This window comes from Parafrankia sp. BMG5.11, assembly GCF_004337455.1.
On the sequence record NZ_SJXI01000018.1, the window covers coordinates 259,813 to 274,683 of the forward strand.

The 14,871-nt window shown below is 59.7% G+C and carries 16 protein-coding genes and 2 pseudogenes; 7 read left to right on the plus strand and 11 right to left on the minus strand.

Going from position 1 to position 14,871, the window contains the following annotated elements; all coding sequences use genetic code 11:
• Positions 1 to 377 precede the first annotated feature (377 nt).
• The 3 genes and pseudogenes from E0504_RS50395 to E0504_RS15650 form a co-directional block, all read right to left on the minus strand.
• Entirely contained in the window at positions 378 to 515 is a 138-nt protein-coding gene (locus tag E0504_RS50395; protein WP_165938514.1) for a hypothetical protein, read from the minus strand.
• On the minus strand, positions 515 to 1,279 hold the full coding sequence (locus E0504_RS15645; protein WP_131624978.1) for a hypothetical protein: 765 nt from the start codon (positions 1,277 to 1,279) through the stop codon (positions 515 to 517). The genes E0504_RS50395 and E0504_RS15645 overlap by 1 nt, the downstream gene beginning before the upstream one ends.
• A gap of 584 nt (positions 1,280 to 1,863) precedes the next feature.
• Positions 1,864 to 2,199 (minus strand): annotated as a pseudogene (locus E0504_RS15650) (transposase); the annotation flags it as partial.
• 173 nt (positions 2,200 to 2,372) lie between these two features.
• Here E0504_RS15650 and E0504_RS54230 point away from each other — a divergent pair.
• The 3 genes from E0504_RS54230 to E0504_RS54235 all read left to right on the plus strand — a co-directional run bounded on the left by E0504_RS54230 (position 2,373) and on the right by E0504_RS54235 (position 5,636).
• Entirely contained in the window at positions 2,373 to 2,570 is a 198-nt protein-coding gene (locus E0504_RS54230; RefSeq protein WP_131624979.1) for an AlpA family transcriptional regulator, read from the plus strand.
• Positions 2,571 to 2,720: 150 nt separating this feature from the next.
• A complete protein-coding gene (locus tag E0504_RS15660) occupies positions 2,721 to 4,946 on the plus strand; it encodes a helicase RepA family protein (RefSeq protein WP_131624980.1) in 2,226 nt (741 codons plus the stop codon).
• A gap of 171 nt (positions 4,947 to 5,117) precedes the next feature.
• Positions 5,118 to 5,636, plus strand: a complete 519-nt coding sequence (locus E0504_RS54235) for a hypothetical protein (protein WP_373693904.1) — start codon at positions 5,118 to 5,120, stop codon at positions 5,634 to 5,636.
• A gap of 476 nt (positions 5,637 to 6,112) precedes the next feature.
• Here the strand turns inward: E0504_RS54235 and E0504_RS15665 are convergent, their stop codons facing one another.
• The 3 genes from E0504_RS15665 to E0504_RS15675 form a co-directional block, all read right to left on the minus strand.
• The gene (locus tag E0504_RS15665) at positions 6,113 to 6,532 is read right to left on the minus strand and encodes an erythromycin esterase family protein (RefSeq protein WP_131624981.1); all 420 of its coding nucleotides are present in this window, start codon (positions 6,530 to 6,532) and stop codon (positions 6,113 to 6,115) included.
• 256 nt (positions 6,533 to 6,788) lie between these two features.
• Positions 6,789 to 7,349, minus strand: coding sequence for an erythromycin esterase family protein (locus E0504_RS15670; protein ID WP_131624982.1), 561 nt, complete (start codon positions 7,347 to 7,349; stop codon positions 6,789 to 6,791).
• A 329-nt stretch (positions 7,350 to 7,678) separates the two neighbouring features.
• The gene (locus E0504_RS15675; RefSeq protein WP_131624983.1) at positions 7,679 to 8,185 is read right to left on the minus strand and encodes an ester cyclase; all 507 of its coding nucleotides are present in this window, start codon (positions 8,183 to 8,185) and stop codon (positions 7,679 to 7,681) included.
• A gap of 887 nt (positions 8,186 to 9,072) precedes the next feature.
• On the opposite strand from E0504_RS15675, the gene E0504_RS50400 reads away from it, so the two are divergent.
• The 3 genes from E0504_RS50400 (at position 9,073) to E0504_RS15685 (ending at position 10,423) form a co-directional block, all read left to right on the plus strand.
• Positions 9,073 to 9,231 (plus strand): hypothetical protein, encoded by a 159-nt coding sequence (locus E0504_RS50400; RefSeq protein ID WP_165938524.1) that lies wholly within the window; start codon positions 9,073 to 9,075, stop codon positions 9,229 to 9,231.
• Positions 9,232 to 9,243: 12 nt separating this feature from the next.
• Positions 9,244 to 9,552, plus strand: coding sequence for a helix-turn-helix domain-containing protein (locus E0504_RS54240; protein ID WP_131624984.1), 309 nt, complete (start codon positions 9,244 to 9,246; stop codon positions 9,550 to 9,552).
• 238 nt (positions 9,553 to 9,790) lie between these two features.
• Positions 9,791 to 10,423, plus strand: a complete 633-nt coding sequence (locus E0504_RS15685) for a tyrosine-type recombinase/integrase (protein ID WP_131624985.1) — start codon at positions 9,791 to 9,793, stop codon at positions 10,421 to 10,423.
• A gap of 317 nt (positions 10,424 to 10,740) precedes the next feature.
• On the opposite strand, the gene E0504_RS15690 is transcribed toward E0504_RS15685, so the two are convergent.
• The 5 genes from E0504_RS15690 to E0504_RS15710 all read right to left on the minus strand — a co-directional run bounded on the left by E0504_RS15690 (position 10,741) and on the right by E0504_RS15710 (position 14,379).
• Positions 10,741 to 12,732 carry a protein-L-isoaspartate(D-aspartate) O-methyltransferase gene (locus tag E0504_RS15690; protein WP_131624986.1) on the minus strand — a complete coding sequence of 664 codons (1,992 nt, stop codon included), beginning with the start codon at positions 12,730 to 12,732 and terminating at the stop codon, positions 10,741 to 10,743.
• Positions 12,729 to 13,241, minus strand: coding sequence for a hypothetical protein (locus E0504_RS15695; RefSeq protein WP_207974431.1), 513 nt, complete (start codon positions 13,239 to 13,241; stop codon positions 12,729 to 12,731). Before E0504_RS15695 ends, E0504_RS15690 begins: the two co-directional genes overlap by 4 nt.
• Complete coding sequence (locus tag E0504_RS15700; RefSeq protein ID WP_131624987.1) at positions 13,241 to 13,615, minus strand: hypothetical protein; 375 nt, start codon at positions 13,613 to 13,615, stop codon at positions 13,241 to 13,243. Before E0504_RS15700 ends, E0504_RS15695 begins: the two co-directional genes overlap by 1 nt.
• A gap of 61 nt (positions 13,616 to 13,676) precedes the next feature.
• On the minus strand, positions 13,677 to 13,973 hold the full coding sequence (locus E0504_RS15705; protein ID WP_131624988.1) for a plasmid stabilization protein: 297 nt from the start codon (positions 13,971 to 13,973) through the stop codon (positions 13,677 to 13,679).
• A 172-nt stretch (positions 13,974 to 14,145) separates the two neighbouring features.
• Entirely contained in the window at positions 14,146 to 14,379 is a 234-nt protein-coding gene (locus E0504_RS15710) for a hypothetical protein (RefSeq protein WP_131624989.1), read from the minus strand.
• A 218-nt stretch (positions 14,380 to 14,597) separates the two neighbouring features.
• Between E0504_RS15710 and E0504_RS15715 the strand changes: the two are divergent.
• A pseudogene (locus E0504_RS15715) lies at positions 14,598 to 14,871 on the plus strand (Crp/Fnr family transcriptional regulator); the annotation flags it as partial.

Sequence of the window (14,871 nt, forward strand, 5' to 3'; positions counted from 1 at the left end):
GGACTAAGAAGGTCTCACAGGCGACTACCTTGGCGGCTACGTCCGCGTCGCACCCGTGATAACCGAGTACGAACGACGCCGCTAAGCGACTCAAGCGTCAGCAGTCTCAGGCGCGAACTCGGGCACCGCATTACCGTCTGCTGTAAAGAAGCCCTTCCGGATCAGCGCTTGCATTGCGGTTTCCTGTGACCGAGCGCTGCGCTTCGTATGCACACGAATGCGCCGTGCCAAAACGGCGATTTGCTGCGCATGTGTCACAGGGAACGGCCTCCTTTTGCCGACGGTTGCATCACGTTATCGTCGAAAACAACGATTAACGTCCGCTTTGTGCCGCCGATTGATGCGGCAAATTTGCGCTAGTGACAACGCAAATTGCATCATGGCTTTTGAGGCGGCGCTTTTCTGTCGCTTTGAACCAGCTTCCCTAGCCACTCCTTAAAGCGCTGTTCGTCGTCGTCGCATTCAAACTCGCGCGCGGCTTCCTTGAACTTGTCGAGCTGGGTCTTCGGCTCCATCAATGTATGAGCTCCGCGATTCGCGAGAGGTTGTTGCGCTCGCGAAAGCCGACCGTCTTACTCACATCGCGCAACAGCGCGAGGTCGGCGCTGGTGATGTTGCGGCGCGTGTCGTCGATTATCGCAACGCGCTGCGTCTCTGCGATCATCGGAGTGTGCATGATGTCATACAGCGCGCGGAACTTGCGCGTGACTGACTGATGGTTCGAGACTGCTTCGACGTATGCCACCGGTTTCGTTTGGCGCTCGTCGAGGATGGTCGCCGACACTTGATACCGAGAGCCAGACTTAGCGGTCACCTCGTCGTTCTCTCGGATGCGATTAGAGCCAATCGTCTCCGCCAAGGTCTCAATCACCTGTTGGCGGAAATCGAACATTGGCCGCACTTCAGACTGCAAATGATAGTCGGCAACGAAGCGCGATGCACAGCCGACGATCGCCGCGGTCGCCGCCACATCGTCCACTGAGCACTGCTTGGACACGCGCGCCTGTGCAATATTACAGCCGTACGCGGACACGCCCCGTCGCAGATCGTCTTCTAGTTTTGCCGACATTGGATGACCGCCGGCTTCAAGGGCCATCGCGCCATTGCCGCCGTCATGAACGTAGAAGCGACTACCGTCTTCGTGCTGCACGGTGACGATCACCGTCTCGCCGTTGCCGTAAACCTGCGCCAGAGCGATCTCGAAGCCAAACGTCGTCGGCTCCACAACCGTGAGGTCGCAGAGTTCTCGCTTCAGTTCCTGTGGCGTCGGCCTGGTCATAGCAGCACTATCTGCTCAGGCTCATAAGGCGGCTTCCTATACCGGCCCTTAAACTCAATATGTGCGCGCGTAAGAAACGCATCGAACCAGTCGCGATGTACCATGGTGCGATCATCGGGTTCAGCCTCGCCATCGAACCCGTGCCAGTGGGTTACCCCAACCGAGCCGAGGGTCTTCTTGTTCGTATGCAGCCTTCTAGGCTCTAAGTCTAGTCTCAATAGCTGATACTCGCCGAACTTCAGCGCGAAACTCGCCTTCTGAGGCAGCTTTCTCTTTTGCGCCGTTAAGTGGAGACGTAGTAATGAACGGGGTTCACTTGGGCAAATAACTCGGAAGCTACAAGACGATTAGTCAGCGCGATTAACCGATGTCCAGCCCATTCTGCCTTGAATCGTCTTTGGCGCGGCTAATAACTCCGCGCAAAGCGACTCAATGTCTATGGCAGACAACTGACCACGCAAAACCCGTGACTCTCCCCTGAAGCGAGGGAACGTACACGAGCAGAATTGAGTGGCGATACCCCTTAGCGCCAGCGCCTATTCCGACGCGGTTTTAGACCGGCTAGCCAAAGCTGTTCGGGCTGCCTAGCCGTCTTTACGAGGCCCCCCATAAGTCAGGCGCTTGCCGATGATGCCGCGAAGCGCTTCCCCGCCGCGCCGGCGATCGTCAAAACCGTCCGCGGTGCGCGTGTTGTAGCGGAACTCGAACGCGGCAAGGTAACGGTGCAGGTGGTGTTCGGCGCAATGCTGATACGCGCCGCGCATACCGCGCCTGAAGATCGAGAATGCGCCTTCGACCGGGTTGGTGTGGATGGTGCGATCTTCGAGGTTCACATAGTCGAAGGCGGCGTGGACGCTAGTGCCGTGCTCGGCGAGGTCGCGACCGATCTTGCGGTACATCTTGGCTTCGTCGGTCACGAGGCGCTTCACAAGTGAGCAGATCATCGAAATCCGCACTCGCCCTTGACTTGAAGTTTAATCAATAACTTCAAGTAGAGATGCGGGATTGAAGTGAATGCTTAGAGTTTACCGACATCGTTCGTGCCAATACGCTTACAGCCATACCAACACGCTCACGCGCTAGCGAGGTCAATATGGCTCAAACTCGTTTTTTACGCCGTCCCGCGGTTCTTCAGAAGCTGGGGATTTCACGAACGCACCTCTACGAGCTTGAGCGCGCTGGTGACTTTCCGGCGCATTTCATGCTCTCGCCCCGGTGCGCTGTATGGGAGGAAGCAGCGGTCGACGGCTGGATGGAAGAGCGAGCTTCGCGCAAGCGGCGCCAAAGTTAGCTCGTGGCTCCGGAAAACTCAGAGAGCCCGCCAGCGCACTGTCCTGATCCTCAACTGCTTACGGTTACAGTCTTCACGGTTCCGGCCGGGAGACCTTTCGGGAAGATCCGAGGGCTCAAGGCTGATGGCTCCCTGCGCAAGGACCAGCAGATGTCGGTGCATGGCAGCATCTGCCAGCAACGGTCTTTCCCGAGCCTGCGCTGCTATGCGGAAGGGACCTGCGCGATGTCCTCGGAACAGGCGCTAGCCTTCGGTCTTTGCGGGCATGAGCGAGCTGACGTTGTCTCCAAAAAATATCTTGCCGAGAGTTCAAATTCGAAGCCGGTGGTAGCGCGAACACGGGACTGCTTCAGCTATGCCAAGGCTCCTGGCATCATGATGCTCGATTACGACCTGGAAGATGGCGACGCTGTCCTCGGGGAGGACGAACTCGTCGAAGTACTGCGGGCCGCTGTTCCAGAGCTCCCTTTCGTGCCGATCGCACTCAAGCCGTCATCGTCTTCTTGCCTGGTAGCACCGGATGGCAGGCAATTGACAGACCTTGGTCGAAGCCACGCCTTTCTGCCTGTCAGGGATGCTCAGCGGATTCCTGAATTTGCCAAGATCATCGATCAACGGCTGTGGCTCGCCGGGTGGGGCAACATCAGGATCAGGGCTGATGGCAAGTGCGATCCGGTGACGTTGTTTGACCAAGCAGTCTTCAAGCCGGAGCACCTCTGCTTCGTTCGTGCGTGCTGCCAAGATGGCGTGCGCCAGGAATTTCCAGGTTTTACTTACTTCCCCGGCGCAGCCGATGAGATGCTCGAACGCGAGACGTGGCTAGAGGATCTTAAGCCGCTCTCAGGAGAGGAGTGCGCTGAAGTTGATCAGCTTATCGCTGAGGCGCGGGCGCTCACTGCGCCCGAAGCACAGCGGCGTCGAGCAGAGTGGGCCGAGGTACACGTCCGCCGGTGCGAGGCCCGCGCCCCGATCGCGCCCGATGAACGGGACGCATTGCTGCAGTCATTCGTGCAAACCGAAGAACAGGTTCTTCCGGCAGAGTTGATCCTGTATCCAGAGGAGGGCGGATCGGTCACAGTTCGAGAAGTGCTAGCGGACAGAGCAACCTGGCACAGCAAGCGCTTCGCAGATCCGTTTGACCCCGACTACCGTGGCGATCGCCGGATCGCGACCGCTTATCTTGACCATGGTGAGCCATGCATTCGAAGCCACGCTCACGGGGGCCAAACCTACCAATTTCGGAGCGAGCAGGCGCGCATGGAGGAGTCTATTCGAGACTTCGCAGACCTGACTGTGCGTCGCCGGTTCGAAGCTGTCCCGGCTGGTCAATGGATTGCCGGAAAGCGAACTGAATGGCTGGTCAAAGGCGTCTTGCCGCTGGCGACCGTTGGCTTGGTCTACGGACCGCCAGCGTGCGGGAAAACCTTCTGGGTGCTCGATCTTGCCGCCTCAGTCGCGCTCGGAGTTCCCTGGAACACTATCGAGTGCGGGCAGGGGTCAGTTGTGTACATCTGTGCAGAGGGAGCGTCTGGCTTTCGCAACCGCATCCACGCGTACATGGAATACCATGGGGCCGACTTTGGCGAGCATCTCAGAGTTATTGGTGATCAGCCGGACCTTCTGACCAGGGAGGATCCAGAGAACCTTATTCGAGAACTCGATCTAGTCAGTCCGACACTAGTGATCATCGACACGCTGGCACAGGTTATACCTGGCGGTGATGAGAATTCTGCCGAGGCCATGGGCGAGGCACTCAAGGTCTGCCGCGACATCCACGCCCGTACCGGAGCGATGGTGCTACTAGTGCACCACACTGGAAAGGACAGTGAAAAGGGGCCCCGCGGGTGGTCTGGACTACGCGGTGCTGTCGACGTGGAACTCAGTGTAGCGAGGTTCCTAGGCGGCAACAGAGCCCAGATTACCAAGATGAAGGACGGGGCGGAGGGGTCAGTGTATCCCTTCAAGCTCCATACGGTTCGCTTGTCGAAGGTGGACGCTGAAGAGACCGCAAGTAGCTGTATCGTTGTGCATGGGGGCGCTGACGCTCGGGAGGTCTCACAAGCCCAGCCGACGGGCAAGGTGCAGAAGAGGGTCATGTCGACCGTGATCGACCTCTCGGGGATGGCCGACGGTGTCCCGATCGAAAGCTTGCTCGACCGAGTAGTTGAGGAAACCATCTACTTCGCAGGCCCCGATCCCGAGCGACCGAAGCGAGATCAACGGCGTTCACACGCCGAGCGAGCGTTGAAGCAACTCATCGAAGACGGCTTCCTCTTTCGCCATGGTGATATTATTTTCGCTCACGATCCAGATGATCCAAATGTTTCAAACGTGCTGTTTGAAGCGGTTGAAGCAACCGTGCCAAGTCCGGCGTAATCTGCTTCATCTGCTTCACTCCCCTTTAGGGGGTGAAGCAGATGAAGCACGACGGTAGGCCAGCCCAAATGAAGTTCGCGCATGCCAATATGTCGCGGCGCGTCTGAGACAAGTAATTGAACCGGCAGCTTAGGATAGGCACGCTTTTGGCATTGGGTTACAATCTAGGTCATGGAGAATGACTTGCTCCCTGCGCCCCGTGGTCGCCCGATACGCCCGTATGATCCGCTCCTCGCGAGCGAGGTCTGTGAGGCGCGCGCTATGTCGGATCACGGCCTTTGCAAAACCCTCGCTGCGAGGCCAGATCTGCCGTCTTGGTCGACAGTGACACGCTGGATGCGCGAAGTGCCTGCCTTTGATGAGGCGATGACGCGCGCGCGAGACCTTTGGCTGGAGCGGAAGGCAGACGGTTTGTGTGATCTGGCTGGCGAGGCGAGGGCAGCCTCTACCAGTCACGAAGTCCAAGCAATCAAGCTAGCGGTAGATACTCGCAAATGGATGCTCTCGAAGCTGATGGCCCCAGTGTACGGTGACCGGCTGGATGTCACCTCGAAGGGAGGGGCGCTCCCGGCACCCAGCCACCAAGTCGATGCTCGGGTGCAGTCAATAGTGATGCAGGCGGCTATGCGGATGGCAGCCAAAAGCGGGGACCTCGTTCTGCCTCCGTCAGCGGCAGATTTACTCGATTAGTGGTGGGCGGAGTGGGGGGTGACGCCGCTGTCTGGCTGCTAATTGGCACAATGTCGTGAGTTTCGGCGGACAGTGGCTCCGCCATACGGGGAGGGGTACCTCGGGCACCCGCCCCCGGGTCTCCGCCCTCTGAATGGTCGCCTAGAGATCTGGCCTGAAAAATCGAATCTTCAGTTGATTGCTTTAGCCGATGGTTGCTTCAGCCTGTGGTCCGCTTCTCGGCCGGCAGCGGACATGCAGCTTCGGGCGAATGAGGACCTCGGGGTGGAGCGGACGCAGCGCACCTACTTCTGGAGCAAGTCTCCTTTAGATCATATTCAGGCAAAAGCCGGGTTGGCGTGATGGTCCGAAAATAGACCAGGATCTCGGTCGAAAGACGAAGCTGGATCTTGTCCTCGCGATCCGTTTGCCAGTTTTCCGGGTTAATGCCCAAACCGTCCCAGCCGCGCCAATACGTATGCTGCTGGCCCCAACGCTTAGACCAGTCGGTTGAAGGCAGCGAGCGAAGATCGACCCCAGCGCTCACCGGGGATCTCTCCTAAGAAATGGCCGAACGAGCCGAGCTTGTTACCCGGGCTCTGCGGCACCAACGGCGGCTGACTGGCGGCCTCGGCACCTGTGAAGCTGGTTGCAATCGCCGCATGAAAGCTCCCCTCAGTCCAGGCGAACTGCACGTTAACATAATTGGCATCAAGCCGTCTGTTCATCTCCCTGCCTAACCAAGTCGCTGCATCGGGCACTTGAGCTTCAACTGGCGGGTCTCCGAGAAGATGCATGTCATGAGCCCAGATGGCGACTCGTCGGTCGCGCGCGAGGCGCATGAGATTGTCAGCCATCATCCGGTCGCGCCTGGCCCAGTATTCGGGAGGAGCCTTCTTCGGAGCGGCGCCGCCCACTTCCAAATCGTAGACTTCAGTCCTTGCGTCGCCGTTTGCGTGGCATAGTTGGCTTCTTCATAGCCCGGCTCGTTGCCCTATGCATCCGCGTTGCTTGCCAGCAAGGCTTCGAGTGCAGATGCCGCGGCTACTGCGCGAGCATACTTGCGCTGGTCAGCAGCGACGATCCACGGGTACAGTTTAACCGCTTTTGAGGCAGAAAGCAGGTCTTAGAAACCCTCTCGAATGGCGGCAGACTTCGCGGGCGCTCTCGGCGTTACGAAAGCAAGTGCCGTTTCGGCATCAGCGCTGCTGTCTTGTAGATCAACTCCGATGATCTCGATCGGCTTGCCGCCGGCGAGCGCCAGGCACGTAGCCAAGTAATCAGGTCGACAAACTCCTCCGTCCGCCAAATGCGAAAGAAGCTGGGCGAACGCACAAGCGCTACCGGGTCTCCAACTCCGCGTCGGACGTAGCCATCCAGCGCCACCTCCACCGCTCGGTTCGCTTCAAGCGCGATTACGTCGATCCGACCCCCTCGCACGAGTTGCTTTATGAGAGCGGCTTTGAAGGTAAGGTCTTCATGCGATCCATGCGTGGCCTCACCGATGCCAATGACGCGCGCCCCTTCGAGCCCTGTGGTGATCGCGGCCAGCTCGCTTGGCTCGGGAGAGTTCGACGAGAATGCCTGCAGATTGATGGCAATCCACCGCCTCGCCGCCTCTTCATCGGCATCGACTTGTGCGGTGGCAGGAGCGGTCCCGTCGGCAGAACCGGCAAAGGCCGGTGTCACCGAAGTGGCCACCGCGGCAACGACGAAAGCAGCCCATACCCGCATCTCTTCCCCCTGAAAGTTAACGCACCATGCTCGAATGGCGAACGCACGTGCATCACGCAAGATGGCTCGCGACGCGCTTTCTAGACTAGGCTACGCAACCTCCCGCAGTGAGCTTGAGCGGACGACAGACGATCGGCAGCCCGGTGTCGGGCTGCCCCCTATCCAGGCGACTGAGATGACCCACCATACAAGGTGACGGCATCCAGCATCGCTCGGGCGGGAATTCGTCTGAACTTGGGCCGGTAGCGGAATGGCCGCTATTGGTGGCCGCAGCGCCGTAAGCGGCCATTCCGCAAGCGACCTTAGGCGGACGTCATTGGCTGACGCGATTACGCCGCGGGGGGAGGGAAGACCCCTAGCTGTGCAAGCATGCCCAGAGCATCGTTCTCATTCCAGCCTTCAACTATGCGGCCCTCGACAATACGCTCGATGCTCATGCCACTGACGACCACAGAGCGTTCAGTAGGAGGGATGCCATTCAATGTCCCCAAATGCGTGCCACGCATCGTCAATCTTGCAGCGACAAGTTCACCTTCTCCAATGATGTCGTCCACCGTGAAGGAAGCGTCAGGAAATGCGGAACGAAAGCCGCGGAACCATCCTGCCCATCCCTCCCGATCGATCGCCGCGGCCGAGCCGGATATGTGACCTCGGTAATCGGGGGCTAGAAATTCATCCCGCAGGTCAAGATTGCCGGTGCTCCAAACCTCCGTGAAGAATCTACGCACAAATGTTTTATTGCTGTCCGACTTGTCTTGAGTTGTCGCCATTGCTCCCGACGCTGCCGCGAGCGCGATGATCGGCGACGCGCAAACTAGAGTTCTTCGGTCAAGCATACTGCCTCCTCATCGCGATCTTCTGACCACCACAGTTCTCAGCTGCGTCTGCCGACTGGCGGCTCGTCGTGCTTCCAAGTCTACACCTTTTTGCTGCTAATCTTCAACATCCCCTTTTGGCAGCCCAGTGTTCATAGAAATGGAAATGGCATGTTACCCGCGTGGTGTCGGCTAACCACCCATTTGCGGACGTTGACGACCGGCGCTGCTGTGTCTGAAAGCGGACGGTCGGCTTTCACCGCTCGCTGACGAAAAGCTGCACGTCAGCAAACGACCCCATTGCGGTCGCCAGTATGCCCCTCTTAGCCTTAAGTGGTGCGGCTTGAGATGAACCAAAAACCTTCAAGAGCGCGCTTCACAGTTCCAAGCTCCCGGCCGTCCTCCGAGATGCGGATGGGACACTCCGCCGGAGCAAGGTGTTGCGACTCAACGAGTGCAAAGGCTGCATCGCGTGCTTCAAACTCGGCGAGACGTGGAATCGTCCATCGCTGCCAAAGTGGGCTATTCTGTAGGTGTGAGCTTGTCGCTTTTGGTTAACCAAGGTGTTCTCCTCTCCCGGCCCGGAGTAGTCGTAGGCAGCGCAAGGAGAGGCTGCGATTAAGAATGATATAATGGATCTCAGAGAGTTCGAGTCGACCCTCTCGGTTCACCACGGGCCATTTCCAGGGAACGTTTATCAAAACGCGAATGTGATCATCCGCGAGTCCCATCTAAAATATTTGCGCTGTTAGCTTAGGTTATGGCGGCGGCGACCCGACTCCGTCATTAACCAATTCAAGGGCCCCGTCCCCTAATGCCCCCTCCCGGCATGCGGCCCTTTCACTCAGCCCCGCTACGGCGGGGCTCTCTTTGGCGGCCGGGAAGGTGACCTATCGGAGGCAATCCGCATGGATCTTTACAAAGAGATCGCCGAGAAATTCGATCTGGTGGCAGACGGATACTGGGTCCGGGGATTGAGCTTTGAACAAGCGCGCGAGAGAGCGACCCAGGCTTTAGCCGATAAGTCCGCCCACGAACCGCAGCGTGTAATAACCCAGCGTCGCTAGGCCCGCGAGATAATGGCAACGCGCTCAGAAAAATGCGAAGTTCGGCAATCAGGAAGCGTCCAAAACGAAAGTCACGCCGGCCGTTTCGATGAGTTAACCCATGACGTGCTGTCTCAGATAACACCGAAGGCACGCCAATCTCTTCTCCTTCTGACCGAATCTGGCGATTTTCGCCGACTTCGCGACATCGAGGAGGAGGTTATTCGCGCGGCGATCATTCACCACGCAGGTTGTGTGTCAGAGGCGTCGCGTAGTCTGTGCATCGGCCGTTCGACGCTTTATCGTAGGATGGCCTACCTCGGTATTCATCGGAAAGATTGAAGGCCGGTAGCTGCCAAGACTCGCGGCGAGAACTGGGCGAATACAATGCAAACTGGACGGAGGGCCTATTTTCCGCATACCACCCAATTGCGGTCGCGCCGAGTCCAGCGGAGGCTGCCTGAAAGCCGACACGCGGCTTTGGCCCTTTCCTCGCTAGGACCTGCCATTGAGCAGACGGACCAGCATCTGACCGTCAGCTCTGTTTCTCCATTGGCCATTCCGGCCGCGGAGAAATGTCATGGGCTACTCTCAATACGATTCTTCGATGCAATCACGAGTACCTTGGAACGCCGACAAGACCGTGGGGACCAAGCGACCACTGACGCAGAAGCAGATTTGGGCAATCCGCTTTTTCCTGGATCGCGAAGGCCGGCTGCGGGACCGCGCCCTGTTTGACCTTGCCATCGACAGCAAGCTTCGCGGGTGTGACCTCGTGAAGATCAGGATCGCCGATCTCGTTTCGGGCGATGCGGTGCGTACCCGAGCGATGGTGATCCAGCAAAAGACGGGACGACCCGTGCAGTTTGAACTCACCAGCGATGTGCGTGCCAGCCTCTTCGCGTGGCTCGAGCGACGAGGCGGTTCGTTGGATCAGCATGTATTCCCCAGCCGCATCAATCGCACGCATCACATGAGCACAAGACAATATGCCCGGCTGGTCGATGAGTGGGTTACCGCAATCGGCCTCCGCCGCGCCGAGTATGGCACGCACTCGCTGCGCCGGACCAAAGCTTCAATGATCTACAAGGCGACTGGCAATCTACGCGCAGTCCAGATCCTGCTGGGACATACCAAGATCGAGAACACGGTGCGCTATCTTGGCGTCGACATCGAAGACGCACTTACGCTCGCCGAGCACACTGATATCTGAAGTTGGAGTGGCCATCCCGCGCCAAGGGATGGCTGCTTCGCTAGCGACACGGCGGAGCCGGGGGTGTCCGCATGTGGGTGGAATGCAGACATCGAGCGGATGATCACACGGCCGGCCGTTTCTGGGCCGGTAGCGGACTGGCAGCTTGAAGGGTGCGGCGCGCCAAAGCAGCCGTCCAGGGACTTCCAGCACGGATTGGCCGTCTTAGCAGACACCTTTTTCGTCAAGTCAGTCGGTCGAACGAGTGACTTTTCGCCCGCTACATCCAAGCCCTCGACAAGACGCGCCTCTGCCTTACAAATGGCATCCAAGAGCGCTTATTCTCCGAATGGATAAGTATCGGGCATCCCGCGATGATGCTCGGGGCCCAGCGGCGTCACTGCGCGTGTCTCATCCAGCCACGCGAAAGCGTCGAACTGTTCGGCCAACACCGCTTGGCTGTAATGGCTCCAGAGTTCGGTCTCGGGACGGTAGATGACGCCGATAAACCGCTCCAGCATGGGCTCGCATAGCCGTCGACGGAGTGCGGGATGGCGGTCGGGCGCGAGATCTAGGAGGAAGCGATCCTTGCCGCTGTCGTGAAACTGCCGCTCGTAGCTGTCGCGCCGCGAGGGGTTCACCTGCTTGACTTCCATGTCGCCGTCCCAGTCGGTCGCGGCCGCCACGGTGCCGCGGTGCGTGCCGAAGCCGATCAGCGCCGCGGCGCTGTCCGAGCGTTCGCGTGCCAGCTGGCCGATATTGAGCTCGCCGCGGCTTTTCCCCATGTCGGTGGCGCGCGCGTCGCCGATATGGCTGTTGTGCGCCCAAACCACCGCCTTGGCGGTTGGACCCTTGGCTGCAAGGAGATGTTCGAGGGTTTCGAACATGTGCGTGTCGCGCAGGTTCCAACTCTCCGCGCCGCCGTAATACATGATCCGGTAGTACCGCTCGGCGGCAGCGACCAGACGCGCATTCTGCGCTGCGTCCAGGAAATCATCGCCTGCACCCGCGGAATAATCGAGCCGACTTGCCAGCAGATCGCGGCATTGCGCGATTACTGCGGTCTCGCATTCTGCATATCCGCTCTTCAGCGCCGCCCGGCCATATGTTGCAGGATCGGTCTGCCATGGGGTCAAGCAACCGTAGCGCTCGCGGGCGACCGCGGCAGCCTCAGGATCGACGCGATCGAGATAGTCAAGCACGGCTCCGATCGATCCAGACATATTGTAGATGTCGAGGCCGTAGAAGCCGGCGCGCTCGGCAGGCGGCTTGTCCCGGTTGTGATCGTGCATCCACAAAGTGAGCGCTTGAACGTCCGTATTGCGCCACATCCAGGTCGGGAAGCGCCGGAAGGGGGCTTCGTCGCCATCGCGCATGGGGCGGTGTCTGACATAACGATCGACGCGCGCGGCATCCGGCCAGTCGGCCTCGACCGCCACGATGTTGAAGCCATGATTGGCTATGAGGTGGCGCGTGACTGCGGCCCGCGCCTGATAGAACTCGCTGGTGCCGTGGCTCGCTTCACCGAGCATGACCACGCGTCGGTCGGCGAAACGGTCGAACAGTTTGCCAAATGACGGATCGTCGAAGGCGGGCAGCTCTTCTGCGGCATCGGCGATCATCTCGGCAAGCGCGTGCCGGCCGGTTCCCCCGGGGACATGGTTACTGGCCGAGCGACTGCCGTTCTCGCGCCATCCCCCCGTGCCGATCAGAGGCACGAACCGGACCGCGCCGATATTTTGCTGTTCGAAGGTGTCGCGCGCCACCCGGCTAATCTTGCAAAGCGCTTGGCCGTCTTGGTCTCCGACCGGCATGACCAAATGGCCGCCAACCTTCAGCTGTGCCTTGAGCTCGTCGGGAATGTCCGGCCCGCCGGCGGCGACGAGGATCGCGTCGAACGGTCCGTCTGCCGGAGCGCCGCGCGTCCCGTCGCCGATGCGGATCTCGACATTGGCGTATCCGAGGGCGGCCATTCGCGCGGCGGCGAGCTTGCCGAGACCCGGGTGCCGTTCGACCGCGACGACCTGCTCCGCGATCTGGCCGAGCACCGCCGCAGCATAGCCCGAGCCTGCGCCGACTTCGAGGACAGTGTCGCCGGGCTGCACTTCGGCCGCCTCGATCATGGCGGCGACGATATACGGCTGCGAGATGGTCTGTTCGTGTTCAATCGGTAACGCCGAATCCTCGTAAGCAAACTCCTCGAGCCCCTCGCGTACGAAGCGCTCGCGCGGAACCCTGCGCATCGCCGCAAGCACATGCTCGTCGCGGATGCCGCGTCCGGCGAGATGCTCTTTGACCATGCGTTTCCGCTGCTTCGGGAAATCGGTCATGGGGCTTCTCCAGACCTGCCGGCGGCCGCGGAGGATGATAAGCGAATGGGTATTCCTAGACCGCGCAACAGCTCAAGCGTGCTGCGCGCGTCCTTGTGATGGACGAAGATGCCGCCTACTCCCTCCCACAGGTGCGCATGCTTCAGCTGGTCATCGACGAGGATGTCGCCCTCCCGCGCATGGTTGCGCTTGTCGACGGCCATGACTGTGAGGATGCGCGTTCCCGGGAAATGCTGGGCAGCCCAGCGGACTTTTTGCGGCGCAGCCCACTTGCCGCGCGGAAGGCCGGTGAGGATTACCGGGTCCAGGTGGCGAACGGCCTCGAACAGCTCCATCGCGTCAGGCATAAGCGGGAGCATGCCATAGAAGTCGGGATGCCGGCTAAGTTCACGCCAGAACGCACCGACGCCGTGCCGTTTCTCATACGCGCGTGGAGGCATGCCCAGCAGTTCGATCGCGCCCTTGTCGAAGTCGGCTAGTACGCCGTCGCAGTCGAGGAAGAGTTGCATCAGTTCAGTCGTGCTGGTGTCAGGCGTATCGGAATGGGCGGATCGATTGGCTGCCAAGCCTTTTGCGCAAGCAGGGTGTTGCTTTCGACAGGTTTGCGGCCCGCAGCCCGGTCGAGAGACCAGGTGATATGATAGACGCTACCGTCGGGCCGGTCGGTTGAACCGTCGATCGCAACGACCACCGCCTGGAGGCCCTTGCCATCGTCGGCTTCGCCGACCACCTCTGCGCGGACGTCGGGAGGCAGGCGGTCGCCGCGCTTTGCGTGAGCGTCGAGTGTCACATGGTCCGCGAAGACGTTGGGCCAGCGCGGACGGACCCGGCCCAGCAAAGCCTCTCGGTCCTGTCGGTCGAGCTTCCAGCCGATCACGGGCATGGCACGGTCTCGTCGGGAATGGCGGGTGAAACGCGTCGTGTGAGGAGGGGCGTCTGCGGCACTAGCCGTTGCCGTTCTTGCGACGCGTCTCCCAACCCTTTTTCGCAGCGGCCGAGCGTTTCTCACCGCCTTGGCTGGAGCCGCCCTTGTGACCGCCCTTGCGCGAACTTTCATGGTTCTCTTGCTTACCGCGTCCAGAGCCGGACTTGTTGCCGCCGCCGGACTCTTTGTTCACCGTCGCCCAGGCGCGCCGCTCGGCTTCCTCGTGGCTGGTCCCGCGCTTTTCGTATCCTTCCTCGATATGTTCGGCTTTCCGCTTCTGCTTGTCAGTGTAGCTCGACTTGTCACCCCGGGGCATAGATTTTCTCCTTTCGCGACCCCTCCGATCCTCAACGATGGAGCCACAGATTGGCTTCCCAAGCTAACATTGTTGCTGCGTTTTCTACGGTTTATCGAGGATCATCGGACGCCGGATTGGGCGATTTTTGACCGCACCACGGCGGACATTGGCACCGCCCGAAAGCGGGCGGTCAATTCTTCAAAGGGGTCGCTCCCACAGAGACGATGTAGCGACCAATCTGCTTCTTCCCTTCAGTGAGTTTCACCTCGGCCCCGAAAAACGGGTTCCCATGAGACACCTGATCGGCCGCTATGGTTATCGTGCTCTGCATGGCCTTTCTCCAAGCCGTGATAACGTCGGAAGCTTCAAGCTCCGCTGACTGTTCGAAATGCTCGTTGATTATTTCAATGCGGAAGGTCGTCATGGAATAACAATGCGAAATCCTCTCCTGGAGTTCCGAGCGTCAGGCGGATCGGCGCAACAATGGATGTAAGGAAGCAGGCACGTTAGGCCACGCGCCACAACATATGTTTGGGGGAATTCGGCGGGTTATGATAAGGCAGTGCTATCGCTGATCACATATGTGGGCTTTGGCGACTGAGAGTAACGTTGTGCTCCCGCCCTTCAGAAGGAGTGGGAGCCTTGGGCTCATTACCGGAAACCTTGGCCGGCATGGTCACGAAGTTCGCGAAGCGAGCCGCGCTTGACGAGACTGATCGGCAGGCACTGTTCAATCTCCCGTTTCGCGAACGGACTTGCGAGGCGGGCCTGTATTTGGTGCGGGAGGGTTCGCAGACGCAAGAATCCACCCTCATCCTCCAAGGGTTCGCGTTCCGCCACAAGCTCACCGTGGAAGGAACGCGGCAGATCGTCAGCCTGCATTTGGACGGTGATTTCGTGGACCTGGAAGGGTCGT

What these genes read in the sequence shown, in the direction of transcription:
- E0504_RS50395 (WP_165938514.1), bottom strand. Translation starts at nt 515, where the DNA reads ATGGAGCCGAAGACCCAGCTCGACAAGTTCAAGGAAGCCGCGCGCGAG.
- E0504_RS15645 (WP_131624978.1), bottom strand. Translation starts at nt 1,279, where the DNA reads ATGACCAGGCCGACGCCACAGGAACTGAAGCGAGAACTCTGCGACCTC.
- E0504_RS54230 (WP_131624979.1), top strand. Translation starts at nt 2,373, where the DNA reads ATGGCTCAAACTCGTTTTTTACGCCGTCCCGCGGTTCTTCAGAAGCTG.
- E0504_RS15660 (WP_131624980.1), top strand. Translation starts at nt 2,721, where the DNA reads ATGTCGGTGCATGGCAGCATCTGCCAGCAACGGTCTTTCCCGAGCCTG.
- E0504_RS54235 (WP_373693904.1), top strand. Translation starts at nt 5,118, where the DNA reads ATGGAGAATGACTTGCTCCCTGCGCCCCGTGGTCGCCCGATACGCCCG.
- E0504_RS15670 (WP_131624982.1), bottom strand. Translation starts at nt 7,349, where the DNA reads ATGCGGGTATGGGCTGCTTTCGTCGTTGCCGCGGTGGCCACTTCGGTG.
- E0504_RS15675 (WP_131624983.1), bottom strand. Translation starts at nt 8,185, where the DNA reads ATGCTTGACCGAAGAACTCTAGTTTGCGCGTCGCCGATCATCGCGCTC.
- E0504_RS50400 (WP_165938524.1), top strand. Translation starts at nt 9,073, where the DNA reads ATGGATCTTTACAAAGAGATCGCCGAGAAATTCGATCTGGTGGCAGAC.
- E0504_RS54240 (WP_131624984.1), top strand. Translation starts at nt 9,244, where the DNA reads ATGGCAACGCGCTCAGAAAAATGCGAAGTTCGGCAATCAGGAAGCGTC.
- E0504_RS15685 (WP_131624985.1), top strand. Translation starts at nt 9,791, where the DNA reads ATGGGCTACTCTCAATACGATTCTTCGATGCAATCACGAGTACCTTGG.
- E0504_RS15690 (WP_131624986.1), bottom strand. Translation starts at nt 12,732, where the DNA reads ATGACCGATTTCCCGAAGCAGCGGAAACGCATGGTCAAAGAGCATCTC.
- E0504_RS15695 (WP_207974431.1), bottom strand. Translation starts at nt 13,241, where the DNA reads ATGCAACTCTTCCTCGACTGCGACGGCGTACTAGCCGACTTCGACAAG.
- E0504_RS15700 (WP_131624987.1), bottom strand. Translation starts at nt 13,615, where the DNA reads ATGCCCGTGATCGGCTGGAAGCTCGACCGACAGGACCGAGAGGCTTTG.
- E0504_RS15705 (WP_131624988.1), bottom strand. Translation starts at nt 13,973, where the DNA reads ATGCCCCGGGGTGACAAGTCGAGCTACACTGACAAGCAGAAGCGGAAA.
- E0504_RS15710 (WP_131624989.1), bottom strand. Translation starts at nt 14,379, where the DNA reads ATGACGACCTTCCGCATTGAAATAATCAACGAGCATTTCGAACAGTCA.